This is a genomic window from Consotaella aegiceratis (assembly GCF_036541425.1).
GTDB classification, from domain to species: domain Bacteria; phylum Pseudomonadota; class Alphaproteobacteria; order Rhizobiales; family Rhizobiaceae; genus Consotaella; species Consotaella aegiceratis.
In genome coordinates, this window is record NZ_JAZHFT010000005.1 from 20,761 (window position 1) to 32,771 (window position 12,011).

At 64.3% G+C, this 12,011-nt stretch carries 10 protein-coding genes; 4 read left to right on the forward strand and 6 right to left on the reverse strand.

The window, feature by feature from the left end; genetic code table 11:
- Positions 1 to 45 precede the first annotated feature (45 nt).
- Positions 46 to 1,836: a heparinase II/III domain-containing protein gene (locus tag SMD10_RS05460; RefSeq protein ID WP_331684646.1), complete on the forward strand. Its 1,791-nt coding sequence runs from the start codon at positions 46 to 48 to the stop codon at positions 1,834 to 1,836.
- A 17-nt stretch (positions 1,837 to 1,853) separates the two neighbouring features.
- Complete coding sequence (locus SMD10_RS05465) at positions 1,854 to 2,645, forward strand: DUF7402 domain-containing protein (RefSeq protein ID WP_331684647.1); 792 nt, start codon at positions 1,854 to 1,856, stop codon at positions 2,643 to 2,645.
- Between the two features lie 42 nt (positions 2,646 to 2,687).
- Here the strand turns inward: SMD10_RS05465 and SMD10_RS05470 are convergent, their stop codons facing one another.
- Positions 2,688 to 3,269 (reverse strand): TetR/AcrR family transcriptional regulator, encoded by a 582-nt coding sequence (locus tag SMD10_RS05470; RefSeq protein ID WP_331684648.1) that lies wholly within the window; start codon positions 3,267 to 3,269, stop codon positions 2,688 to 2,690.
- 134 nt (positions 3,270 to 3,403) lie between these two features.
- On the opposite strand from SMD10_RS05470, the gene SMD10_RS05475 reads away from it, so the two are divergent.
- A complete protein-coding gene (locus SMD10_RS05475) occupies positions 3,404 to 4,372 on the forward strand; it encodes an SDR family NAD(P)-dependent oxidoreductase (protein ID WP_331684649.1) in 969 nt (322 codons plus the stop codon).
- 108 nt (positions 4,373 to 4,480) lie between these two features.
- On the opposite strand, the gene SMD10_RS05480 is transcribed toward SMD10_RS05475, so the two are convergent.
- The 5 genes from SMD10_RS05480 to SMD10_RS05500 all read right to left on the reverse strand — a co-directional run bounded on the left by SMD10_RS05480 (position 4,481) and on the right by SMD10_RS05500 (position 10,714).
- Positions 4,481 to 6,022 carry a sulfatase family protein gene (locus SMD10_RS05480; protein ID WP_331684650.1) on the reverse strand — a complete coding sequence of 514 codons (1,542 nt, stop codon included), beginning with the start codon at positions 6,020 to 6,022 and terminating at the stop codon, positions 4,481 to 4,483.
- A gap of 30 nt (positions 6,023 to 6,052) precedes the next feature.
- Positions 6,053 to 7,171: an ABC transporter ATP-binding protein gene (locus SMD10_RS05485; RefSeq protein ID WP_331684651.1), complete on the reverse strand. Its 1,119-nt coding sequence runs from the start codon at positions 7,169 to 7,171 to the stop codon at positions 6,053 to 6,055.
- 43 nt (positions 7,172 to 7,214) lie between these two features.
- Positions 7,215 to 8,090: a carbohydrate ABC transporter permease gene (locus SMD10_RS05490; protein WP_331684652.1), complete on the reverse strand. Its 876-nt coding sequence runs from the start codon at positions 8,088 to 8,090 to the stop codon at positions 7,215 to 7,217.
- Positions 8,087 to 9,037 (reverse strand): carbohydrate ABC transporter permease, encoded by a 951-nt coding sequence (locus SMD10_RS05495; protein ID WP_331684653.1) that lies wholly within the window; start codon positions 9,035 to 9,037, stop codon positions 8,087 to 8,089. Before SMD10_RS05495 ends, SMD10_RS05490 begins: the two co-directional genes overlap by 4 nt.
- Before the next feature lie 150 nt (positions 9,038 to 9,187).
- Positions 9,188 to 10,714 carry an ABC transporter substrate-binding protein gene (locus tag SMD10_RS05500; RefSeq protein ID WP_331684654.1) on the reverse strand — a complete coding sequence of 509 codons (1,527 nt, stop codon included), beginning with the start codon at positions 10,712 to 10,714 and terminating at the stop codon, positions 9,188 to 9,190.
- A gap of 126 nt (positions 10,715 to 10,840) precedes the next feature.
- Here SMD10_RS05500 and SMD10_RS05505 point away from each other — a divergent pair, with 126 nt between their 5' ends.
- Positions 10,841 to 11,770: a LysR family transcriptional regulator gene (locus tag SMD10_RS05505; protein ID WP_331684655.1), complete on the forward strand. Its 930-nt coding sequence runs from the start codon at positions 10,841 to 10,843 to the stop codon at positions 11,768 to 11,770.
- The last annotated feature ends 241 nt before the right edge of the window (positions 11,771 to 12,011 follow it).

Sequence of the window (12,011 nt, forward strand, 5' to 3'; positions counted from 1 at the left end):
CCGCCGGACCAGCCGCGCGGAGCCCCGGCTTCCGAGGACCCCTTCATGTTCGTGGAACTGCTTGACCGTCTCCCCGCCCAACTTGCCGAGTTCGCGCCTCGCGCGCCGGCGCGCGACCGGGCGGCATGGACGGCGTTGCCAAGCACTATTGCCGCGTCGCTCGTGGCTCGCGGCGAAAGCCTGCTCGGTCAGCCCTATCCGTCGATTCCGGCAACCGACTACATGGCCTTCTGCCGGACCGGCAACCGGGTCGGCTGCGAAGAGCTCTATATGGCGCGGCGCCGAATGCTGAACGCCTTGGTCATGGCCGAATGCGTGGAGGCGGAGGGGCGCTTCATCGACGCCGTCATTGATGGCATCTTCGCGCTATGCGAGGAAAGCGGTTGGCAGCTCCCGGCCCACAACAGCTATGTCCGCGACACCCCGCAGATCATCCTGCCCGACACTGCGGCGCCGGTGATCGATCTTTTCGCCGCCGAGACCGGCGCTCAGCTGGCCATGGTGCGCCACCTCCTCGGCGCCGAGCTCGACGCGATCAGCCCGCTGATCGGCGAGCGCATCCGCCGGGAGATCCAGACTCGGATCGTCACGCCCTATCTCGACCGCCATTTCTGGTGGATGGGCAATGGCGACGAGCCGATGTGCAACTGGACGGTCTGGTGCACCCAGAACGTGCTCCTCGCCGCCTTCACCACGGGCCAAAGCCAGGAGACCAAGCGGCGCGTCGTCGAGAAGGCGGCCCATGGCATGGACGCCTTCCTCAAGGACTATGGCGAGGACGGCTGCTGCGAGGAAGGCGTGCTCTACTATCGCCATGCCGGCCTCTGCCTGTTCAACGCCATGGAGGTGCTGAACGCCGTGACCGACGGGACCTTCGCGCCGCTCTTCGGCGAGCCGAAGATCCGCAACATCGCCGAATACATCCTCCACATGCACGTCGCGGACCGACACTATTTCAACTTCGCCGACTGCTCGGCCGTCGTCGAACGCGCGGGCGTGCGCGAGTTTCTGTTCGGCCAGCGCGTGGACAGCGCGGCGCTCGCCTCGTTCGCCGCCGCCGACTGGCAACGAGACGAAAACCACGACCTGCCCGACGAACTCAACCTGTTCTACCGATTGCAGGCGGCGTTCACCGCCCGGGAGATCGTGGCCTATCCCGCCGGGCAGGAGGACAAGCGCGAAATCTACTATCCGAGCAACGGCGTCTTCGTCGCCCGCGACGCCGTCTTCGATCTCGCGGTCAAGGCCGGCGACAACGGCGACAGCCACAATCACAACGACACGGGCAGCCTGACGCTCTACAAAAACGGCAAGCCATTGCTGATCGACGTCGGCGTCGAAAGCTATACGGCCAAGACCTTCTCGCCACGACGTTACGAAATCTGGACGATGCAATCGGCCTATCACAATCTGCCGACCTTCGGCGGCGTCATGCAGGAAGCCGGCGCCGCGTTTGCCGCGCGTGATGTCGAGGTCTCTTTCGGCCCCGGCGACAGCCGGATCGCGATGGAGATTGCCGGCGCCTATCCGCCGGAGGCCGACGTCGCCTGCTATCGGCGCGAGGTGCGGCTGGTCAAAGGGGAGGCCGTTGTCGTCGAGGATCGATACGAGGGCGAAAGGCCGGCCGAGCTCAGCCTGATGTTCGTCGAGCATCCCGAAATTTCAGACGGTCTCATTCGGGTCGGCGATCTCGGCACGATCCACCTCGACGGCGCCGGCACCATGCGTCTGGAGGAAATCCCGATCACCGATGTGCGCCTGCGCTGGGCCTGGCCGGACCGCCTCTACCGCGTGCTCGTGCCGATGGGCTCGCATCTCATGCTCACCGTCATTTGATCCCAGGGAGTTGAACCATGCCCCTCGTCCTCAGCGTCGTCAGCGCCGCCGGGCGCATCCTGTCGGAGCGCCGCGGCGAAGACGAAACCTGGCTCGTGCATCGTCCGACCTATGAGGACGGCGACAGCCTGGTGATCGAGAGCAGCGAGACGAACCAGTTCGTCCTCATTCAGATGGACGACGCCATGGAGCCCGCGCTCTTGTTCCTCAAGGACAAACGGTTCGAGCTGCCGATCCCCTTTGACGGGAGGCGCGCCGCCCATTCGCCGCGTGCCTTTGCCGGCGAGATGCACCGGCTTCATGCGCGCAAGGCGCTGCCGGCGGAGATTGCGGCCCGACGCAACCTCGCCTTCAATCCCTACGACCACCACGACAATACGAGCCTGTTTCCGCATGCCGAGGCCAATGTCGAGACGCGCGGCGAGGCCGGCTTTGCGGCGCGCAACGCCATCGACGGGCAGAAAGCCAACGACGATCACGGCTCCTGGCCCTATACGAGCTGGGGCATCAACCAGGACCCCGATGCCGAACTGACCCTGCGCTTCGGCCGTCCGGTGGCGATCGACGAGGTCGTGCTCTACCTTCGCGCCGATTTTCCGCATGACGCCTGGTGGAGACGGGCGACGCTCGGCTTTTCCGACGGCAGCGACCTGGGTGCCGACCTGTCGAAGACCGGCGAGGCACAGCGGATCGCCTTTTCGCCGAAGACCGTGGAATGGCTGAGCCTCGGCAAGCTGATCAAGGCGGACGATCCCTCGCCCTTTCCTGCGCTGACGCAGATCGAGTGCTGGGGACGCGAAGCGGCTTGACGACGCCGATGCGCTCCGGGAGAGACCGGTCGGCGAGCGGTTTTACGACGGTTTCGACTGCAGTCCGGCGATCAGGATATCGGTGAGCCGAACGGCGCTCTCCCTCCAGTCGGGGGCAGATGTGGTGGCCGCCACCCCCATCATGACCGCCATGATGTCCGCCGTCTTGACGTCCGGCCGCACGTCGCCCGCCGCGATGGCCGCAGCCAGCAGGGTCTCGATGCTCTCGGCGAGCAGATTGCCCGAAAACTCGTAGAGCGCGGACGGGTTGCCGACGGCCGCCGTGAACGCCGCCGCAATGACCTTCTTGGTCGCCATATAGTCGATGGACAGACGCAGCCACTGGCGCATGGCTTCAGCCGGCGGGAGTTCTCGAAGAAGACGGTCCGCCGCCGCCCCAAGCTGCTCGATCTCGCGCCGATAGACCGCTTCCAGGATCGCCTGCCGGTTCGGAAAGTGGCGATAGAGCGTGCCGATGCCGACCTCGGCACGGCGAGCGATCTCCTCCAGGCTGACGTCCGGCCCTTGTTCCGTGAAGGCCGTCTTGGCCTCCTCCATCAGCCGCTCGCGATTGCGCAGAGCGTCGGCGCGCAGATGCCTGCCTGTGCGATCAGTTTTTGTCATTCGGTCTCTCTTGATAAACGGAGGAAACCTCCGCATATAATCGGAGCAAGCCTCCGCTTGTATCGTATTCGGCCCGGTATCGCAAAGAAATGCGCCGTGTCGAACTCCGACATCCTTAGACTATGAGGGCTATCATGGCTTCGAAATTCGGCTTCGAGTCGACCACCGACGAAGTTCTCGACGGCGTCGATCTGAGCGGCAAGCGCGCGCTCGTCACCGGTGTGTCGTCCGGCCTCGGCGTGGAGACCGCCCGCGTGCTGGCGGCCCATGGCGCGACGGTGATCGGCGCGGCGCGCGATCTCGACAAGGCACGGGCGGCCGTTGACAAGGCCCAAGCCGAGGCGGGCACCTCCGGCACCATCGAACTGATCGAGTTGAACCTCGCGTCGCTGGCCAGTGTCCGTGGCTGCGCCGATGGCCTGATCGAGGACGGCAAGCCGTTCGATCTGGTGATCGCCAACGCCGGTGTCATGGCCTGTCCCCAGGGAACCACGGCGGACGGCTTCGAAACGCAGTTCGGCACCAATCATCTCGGGCACTTCGTCTTCGTCAACCGGATCGAATCCCTGTTGAAGCCCGGCGCGCGCGTCGTCATGCTGTCGTCGTCCGGACACCAGTTTTCCGACGTCGATCTCGACGACCCCAATTTCGAGCATACGCCGTACGAGCCCTTTGTCGCCTATGGGCGTTCGAAGACCGCCAACGCGCTGTTTGCCGCCGAATTCGACCGCCGCCACAAGGACCGCGGCATTCGTGGCGTCGCCGTCCATCCCGGCGGCATCCAGACCGACCTCGGCCGCCATATGACGCCGGAAGCCATCGAGGAACTGATCGACAGCATCAATGCCGCCCAAGCCGAAGGCGCGCCGGCGTTTCAGTGGAAAACGATCCCTCAGGGGGCCGCGACCTCGGTCTGGGCGGGCGTCGCCGCGGACGCCGAGGAAGTCGGCGGCCAATACTGCGAAGATTGCCATGTGGCGGAGCCGATCGAAGGCGGGCCCGAGATCGGCATCACCGGCGGAGTGCGACCCTATGCACTCGATCCCGACCACGCCAAGGCCTTGTGGACCAAAAGCGAGGAAATGGTGAACGAGCGCTTCTGAGGTTCGCGGTCCCGCTCCGAACGGGAAATCCGCTCCCGGCTCTTCGCAAACCGGGAACGGTCCTCCCCTGCGGCCAACGGCCTCCGGGATGGCTCGGTCTTTGAAACCTCAAGTGGCAAGATCGGCCAACGCCTGGGCGCTGTCGTGTTCGGGCACGTCGCCGATCTCGGCCATCTTGGCGTCGAGCTTGGCCAGCATGTCGCGGAAGACCGCGGCATGGCCCGGATCGTTCGCCAGGTTCATCATCTCGTAGGGATCCTCGGCGCAGTCGAACAGCTCCCATTCCGGCGGCGCGTCATTGGGGCGGGCGCCGGGCTGGTCGAGGTCCTTGTTGTACCAGTAGATCAGCTTGTAGCGGGCGTCGCGCACGCCGTAATGCGCCCAGGCCTCGTGGATCTCGTCATTGTGCATCCAGTAGCGGTGATAGGCGAGATCCTCCCAGTCGTCCGGGCGCCACCCCTCCAGCACGCCCCGCATCGAGCGCCCCTGCATGTAGGAGGGCACCGGCAGGCCGGCATAGTCGAGGAAGGTCGGCGCGAAGTCGACATTGCAGGCGATGTCGCGACCGACCGAGCCCGGCTGGATGCCGGCCGGATAGCGCACGAGGAACGGCATCTGCAGCGACTCCTCGTACATGAAGCGCTTGTCGAACCAGCCGTGCTCGCCCAGGAAAAAGCCCTGGTCGGAGGTGTAGATCACCAGCGTGTTGTCGGCGAGGCCCTTTTCGTCGAGCTTGTCCAGCAGGCGACCGACATTGTCGTCGATCGACTGGATGGTTCTCAGATAGCGCTTCATGTAGCGCTGATACTTGAACTCCGCGAGCCTGTTCGGATCGTCGAAGGTGAAGGTTTCGCCCGTCTCGGCACAGATCAGCGAGATTGTCTCGCCGGTCTTGATCTCGGGAATCTTGCGCGCCCAGTGCAGGCGAAACATCAGCTCGCCCACCTCTGAGCCGCCCTCGGGCTGGACGAGGCCGAGGTCCTCGTAGGTCATGTCCGAGCGGATGCGCATCTTGGCGGCCTTGGCCGCGGCTGCACGGTTGGCGTAGTCGTCGTAGAAGGTCTCGGGCAGCGGCAGATCCTCGTCGCGCCACATGTCGCGATGCTTGGGATGCGGCAGGAAGCTCCGGTGCGGCGCCTTGTGGTGGCACATCAGGAAGAACGGCTGGTCGCCATCCATCCGATCGAGGAAATCGAGGCTCATGTCGGTGATGACGTCGGTGGCGTAGCCGGGGCGTCGACGGGCGCCGTCTCGATCGATCATCACCGGGTCGAAATACTCGCCCTGCCCCGGCAGCACGCACCACTCGTCGAAGCCGGTCGGCTCGTGCTCGTGGCCCTCGCCCAGATGCCACTTGCCGAAGATCGCGGTGCGGTAGCCGCCATGCCTCAGATGCTTGGCGACGTTGGGCAGACGATTGTCGATGTGGGTGTTGAGCGTGGTGACGCAGTTCACGTGATTGTAGGTGCCGGTGAGGATCGCGGCACGGCTCGGCGTGCAGATCGAGTTGGTCACGTAAGTCGCGTCGTGACGCATGCCCTCGGCGGCCAGGCGGTCGAGATTGGGGGTGTGGTTCAGCCCCGCCCCGTATGCGCTGATGGCGCGCGCGGCGTGGTCGTCGGACATGATGAAGATAATGTTGGGGCGCATCGTCGTACGATCTCGGATTGTGACATTCACTCAGGACGCGACGGCGGCCGGCACCGCCGTCGCGGACCGGATGCCCTCGATGGCGAGGCCGGCCTCGTCGAAGAAATGCAGGCGCCCCTTGAAGTCGAGCGCGATCGGGCTGCCGACCTTGACCGCGACGTCGCCGTCGAAGCGGGCGATGATCTCCTTGTCGCCGGCGCCGGCCACATAGACGAACTCGGCATCGCCGAGGCGTTCTACCACGCTGACCGTGCCGGTGATGGGAGCCGTGCCGGCATCGCCCAGCGCCAACTGGTCTGCTCGCACGCCGAGGGTCGCGGCGGTGTCGGCGCGGACGCCATCATCGACCGCCAGCTCCACGGTGGTCCCGTTGTGCAGGCGGCACCACGCCCGGCGTCCGTTCTGCTCGACATCGACGGGGAAGAAATTCATCTTCGGCGAGCCGATGAAGCCCGCGACGAAGAGGTTCGCCGGCCGATGGTAGAGTTCCATGGGCGAGCCGATCTGCTCGACCCGCCCAGCGCGCAGCACGACGATCTTGCTGGCCAGCGTCATCGCCTCGACCTGATCGTGGGTGACGTAGATCATCGTGGCGCCGTCGAGCCGACTGTGCAGCTTGGCGATTTCCACCCGCGTGGCGACGCGCAGTTCCGCGTCGAGGTTGGACAGCGGCTCGTCGAACAGGAAGACGTCCGGATCGCGCACGATCGCCCGGCCGATGGCGACGCGCTGGCGCTGCCCGCCGGACAGCTGCTTCGGCTTGCGCGCCAGCAACTCGCCGATCTGCAGGATGCCGGCCGCCTTGGCGACGCGCGCCGCGACCTCGGCCTTCGGCATACCGTTCATGCGCAGGCCGAAGCCCATGTTCTGCTCGGCCGTCATGTGCGGATAGAGGGCATAGGTCTGGAACACCATGGCGACCCCGCGGCGCGAGGGATCGACCTCGTTGACGCGCCGCCCGCCGATGGTGATCTCGCCCTCGGTGATCTGCTCCAGCCCGGCGATCATCCGCAGCAGCGTGGACTTGCCGCAGCCCGACGGGCCGACGAAGACGCAGAACTCACCGGGCTCGACGGAGAGGTCGACGCCGTGGATCACCTCCACCGAGCCGAAGCGCTTCTTGACGTTGTGCAAACTCAGTCCGGACATAGGCCTCCCTCATGCGGCACGCAGTCGCCCCGGCGAATCGCCCTCATCCCTTCACCGCGCCGGCCAGGCCGTTGATGAAGTAACGCTGCAGGGCCAGGAACAGGAGGACGATGGGCAGGATGGTGATGGTGGATGCGGCGGTCATGCCGCCCCAGTCGACGAAGTTCTCGCCCTTGAACGCGTAGACGCCCACCGACAGCGTGCGGATCGCCGGATTGGCCAGGGTGACGACCAAGGGCAGCAGGAAGTCGTTCCAGGCATAGAGCGTCTGCATGACGATCACCGTGACGATGATCGGTCGCGACAGGGGCAACATGATGTAGAGAAAGGTCTGCACGAAGCCGACGCCGTCCATCTTGGCGGCTTCTTCCAGCTCGTTCGGCATCTGGCTGAAATAACCGGCGAACAGGAGCACGAAGATCACGTAGGAGCCGCCGCAGGTAGCCAGCACCAGCCCCCAGAGAGACTGCGACAGACCGAGCTTGGACAGCAGCTCGAACACCGGGATGATGGTGTAGCCCTGAGGCACGAACAGCGTGAAGACGAGCAGGCCGAAGAGGATCGGCCGGCCGGGAAAGGCGCGGCGTCCGAGCACGTAGCCCATCATCGCCGTGGAAATGGTGACCAGGATGACCGAGCCGGCGGTCACGAACAGCGTGTTGAAGAAGTAGCTGCCAACATGCGCCTGATTCCAGGCGTTCACATAGTTCGCGAAGGTGGGGTTCTGCGGGATCAGACCCTGGTTGGCGAAGATCTCGGCATTGCTCTTGAGCGAGGCGCAGACCATCCAGACCAGTGGATAGATCCAGACGCAGCAGAGCGCTGCCAGGAGGATGCTGATCAGCCAGGCACGGCGGGGTGCCGTCAGCGCGAGGCGGTCGCGGAGGCTGCCGCCGCGATCGAGGGCCTGGACGCTCATCGTGTCGCCCTCGTGCTACTGCGCATGTAGCGCACCGCGAAGAGCTGGAAGATGGTCAGCACCATGATCGACAACCCGAAGAAGACCCCGGCCGCACTGGCATAGCCGAGCCGCGGGACGGAACCGCCGACGCTCGCGAAGGCGTTGCGGAAGATGTAGACCTCCATGACTTCGGACGCGAAGTACGGGCCGCCCTGGGTCATCGACTGGATCAGCGGGAAGACGTTGAGGGCGCCGATCGCCGAGATCAGCGCGATGACGATGGCAAACGGCATGATCATCGGCAGCACGACGAAAACCGTCATCTGCCAACTCTTGACCCCTTCCAGCTGCGAGGCCTCGTAGAGCTCGTCGGGCACGGTCTGCAGCGCGGCCAGCCAGTAGACCATGGTCACCCCCAGCCATTTCCACACGTAGATGACCATCAGGGTCGGCATGACCCGGTTGGGATCGCCCAGAAAATCCTGGGGCCGCGGCACCAGACCGAACTGCATCAGGAACGAGTTCACCGGCCCGTTGAACGGGCTCAGCATGATCGTCATGACGATGCCGATGACGGCGACCGGCGTCACCACCGGCAGAAAGATCACCGTGCGGAAGAACGACGACAGGCGCATCAGCTTGTTGTTGAGGATGATCGCCACGATCAGCGACAGCACCATCTGCGCCGGCACGGTGCCGACCATGAAGATGAAGGAACGCCAGAACGCCGACCAGAAGAAGCTGTCGGCCAACAGTTCGCGATAATTCTGCAGGCCGATGAAGACGCGATCCGCATCGAAACCCGACCAGCGCAGGAGCGAGAAATACTCCGACGCGACCAGCGGATAGCCGATCAGCATGCCGAAGATCAGCAGGCCGGGGACCAGAAACAGATAGTCGAAGCGGTGCTCCCAGATGCGGGAACCCAGGCTCGGGCACGGTGTGACGGCGGTTTCAACGGTCATGACGAACGAGAACTCGACGAGGGCGCCGTGCGGGGCGGATCGGCCTGCCACGGCTGCGATGAGGGGCGCGTTCGAAATCGGCCGCGCCCCGGCCAAAGCGGTGTGGCGTCGCCCATGCCGCAAAGCGGCGGGGCGGCGCCGTGCACGACCTCACAATGCGTCGTAATCGGCCTGTGTGTAGTCCTTGGTCGGCTCCCAATTCGGGAAAACGAGATCGTCGCGGCTGACTTCCGCCCCGGCCTCCTGCGCCAGCTTGAACGCAGCGTCGATCGCCTTGTCGGTGTTCGACTTCAGGAGCTGCATATTCTTCTTGACGTCGGTGATCTGCCCGGTGAACAGACCCTGCACCGTCTGCGCGAAGCTCGGCGTCGGCTCCTGATAGACCTTGGTGACCTCCGACAGCGCGGGATTGCGCACGAACGGGTTGGGGCCGACGCGGATGATCTCGTTGGCCATGGTCAGGATGGCCTTCGAGCGCTCCGACATGCTCGCCTTTTCGATGGCCGAGGGCATGATCGGAGGATCCGCCGGGCCATCCAGGCTGCCCCAGGCGATCTGCCCGTCCTCGGTGCCGAGATAGCGGAACACGTCGGCGGCGATCATCGGGTTCTTCGCCTTGGCATAAATGAACATGATGTTGGCGACGGACGGCACCGCCTCGGCGATGATCGGCAGCGGATCCTTGTCGTCCGGCAGCGGCGGCTTGGCGACGCCAAAGTCGAAGTCGGGATTCTCGCGCTCCCATTGCGGCACGTTCCACGGTCCCTGCAGGATCATGCCGGCGACGCCCTGGGGCATGAAGGCGCGGGCTTGCGGCGCTGTCATGCCCATGGAGCCGGGAAACACGCTGCCGTCCGAATTCATCGCCAGCAGCAACTCGACCGCGCCGACATATTCGTCGGTATCGTAGAGCAGCTCGCCGGTGCGGAAATTGAGGTCCGAATAGAACGCATGCGAGCCGCCGGAAGCGCCGGCCATCTGCGCGATGGCGCGCGTCGTGTCCTGCCAGCGGTTGATCTGCGCGCCGCCGATGATGAAGCCATAGGCGGAGCCGCTGCTGGCCTCCGTGATCTTCTTGGCTGCGTCGCGGAAGCCCGACCAGGTGAACGAGGTGGCCTGCGGATCCAGCCCGGCAGCCTCCATCAGCTTACGGTTGAAGAGGATATGGGCCGACGACACCCGCCCGGAGGTATAGGGCAATCCATAGGCCTTGCCGTCGAAGACGTTAAGACCCTCAAGGAACGAACCGGCCGGAAAATTCGCCTTCCAGGCTTCGAAATCGGGGATCAGATCGTCGAAAGGCTGAACCCAGCCCTGGGCGACCGCATAGCCGGGCGACACGTTCAACGGCAGGCAGAAGGCATCCTGCGCCGTCCCGTTGCGAATGCCGAGCGGCAGCACGGTGGAAATCTCCTGCCAGGGCAGGCCGTCATAGACCGTTTCGACACCCCGCGCAGCCTCGTAGGCCGGAAAGAACTCCTTGAAGAACACGCCCTTCTGATCGCCGCTGTCGATCCATCGGAACGGCCCGTCGGCCTTCAGGTCGCCGATCGGCTCCGGAATCTTGAAATCGACCTCGGAGGCGGCCAAGGCCCGGCGGCCACCGCTCAAGGCAAGCACGCCGACGGCGGCGCTGCCGGCGATGAAATGCCGGCGGGTTACCCCTGATAGAGTCATCCTATTCCTCCCAAAACTCCTCCCACGCTGCCGCTCCTCCAGCAACGCGGGAAACCAGCGCTAGCAGTTGAAGCAATAAGAGACAAATACTATCATTGCGCTCAGCGATAAGGGATTTTTATCACTATGTTGGATAAATCGGGCCTGCTCTTTCGATTTCAGGCCATCGCCGGAGCCGGCAGTCTGCGGAAGGCGGCCGAGTCGCTCCACATCACGCAGCCGGCCCTGTCGCGATCTTTGCACCAGTTGGAACGCTATTACGGGCAGCGTCTGGTCGAGCGCCATGCGCGAGGCGTACGCCCCACACCGTTCGGCAACAGGCTATTGGGGATGATTTCGCGGCTCGGGCGTGATTGGGAACTGGCCGAACAGGAACTGCGGAGCGAACCGGCAACCATGGCCGGCGTGCTGAGGATCAGTTGCGGGCCGTTATGGATTGCGGTCGTGATGCCGATCCTTGCAGCCCAGTTGCAACGGATGTTTCCGAATCTGTCGCTGGAAATCGGATATGTGACGGCGGATTCGGCCTTCGACACCTTGCTTGACGGAACGTTCGACATCGTGCTCGGCGGATTGCCGGCAGATGCCCAGCGGCATTCGAGCGTTCTCGTTCGGCCGTTCTCGACGGTCCGGGACAAGATCGTCACGCGCGCCGGCCACCCGCTTCAGGATTGTCGAGCGGACGATTATGCCGCCGTGCTCGCCTACCCGTGGATCGCGTTCGAGGCCGACCAAATCTACGAGACGGAAACCTTGCATGCGGTTCTCGAACGGACTGGTGTCATGCCCAACATTCGGGTGCGCTCCACGTCGCTGCTCTTCATCATCCGACTGCTCCAGGAGGGAGACTACCTGTGCATGCTGCCCGATGCTTTCGTAACTGGCTTGACCGAGATGGGACTGAAGCTGGCGCCGATCGACCTCGGTCGGCGGATCTCACCGACCGGAGCGATGTTTCGTAAGAGCGCCGCGGACTACCTCCCCCTGCAGGCTTTCCTTTCGCTTTGCGACGATTTTTTCCCGAATAGGGAAGATGCAGCCGGGCCAAGCCTTTAGCGGCTCGCCCTCGGCCTGCCGTTACCCGACCTCGTACGAATCACACCTCGGCTCGGACGCCGGCCGACGCCGGACCGCTGGTTTTGCGATAAAGAAAAGGCATCGCTATTACTAGATTTGATACTTCTCATGCATCGCGAATTTGATCAAATGCGTTCGCTGGTTCCTGGTGACCTCAGGGAGCGGAGCCGGGATTGTCGGACGTCGCTAAGGAAATTGCGAGAAGGAGGGGCGAGTAGCG

Coding starts and splice junctions, on each gene's coding strand:
- SMD10_RS05460 (WP_331684646.1), top strand. CDS start 46: ATGTTCGTGGAACTGCTTGACCGTCTCCCCGCCCAACTTGCCGAGTTC.
- SMD10_RS05465 (WP_331684647.1), top strand. CDS start 1,854: ATGCCCCTCGTCCTCAGCGTCGTCAGCGCCGCCGGGCGCATCCTGTCG.
- SMD10_RS05470 (WP_331684648.1), bottom strand. CDS start 3,269: ATGACAAAAACTGATCGCACAGGCAGGCATCTGCGCGCCGACGCTCTG.
- SMD10_RS05475 (WP_331684649.1), top strand. CDS start 3,404: ATGGCTTCGAAATTCGGCTTCGAGTCGACCACCGACGAAGTTCTCGAC.
- SMD10_RS05480 (WP_331684650.1), bottom strand. CDS start 6,022: ATGCGCCCCAACATTATCTTCATCATGTCCGACGACCACGCCGCGCGC.
- SMD10_RS05485 (WP_331684651.1), bottom strand. CDS start 7,171: ATGTCCGGACTGAGTTTGCACAACGTCAAGAAGCGCTTCGGCTCGGTG.
- SMD10_RS05490 (WP_331684652.1), bottom strand. CDS start 8,090: ATGAGCGTCCAGGCCCTCGATCGCGGCGGCAGCCTCCGCGACCGCCTC.
- SMD10_RS05495 (WP_331684653.1), bottom strand. CDS start 9,037: ATGACCGTTGAAACCGCCGTCACACCGTGCCCGAGCCTGGGTTCCCGC.
- SMD10_RS05500 (WP_331684654.1), bottom strand. CDS start 10,714: ATGACTCTATCAGGGGTAACCCGCCGGCATTTCATCGCCGGCAGCGCC.
- SMD10_RS05505 (WP_331684655.1), top strand. CDS start 10,841: ATGTTGGATAAATCGGGCCTGCTCTTTCGATTTCAGGCCATCGCCGGA.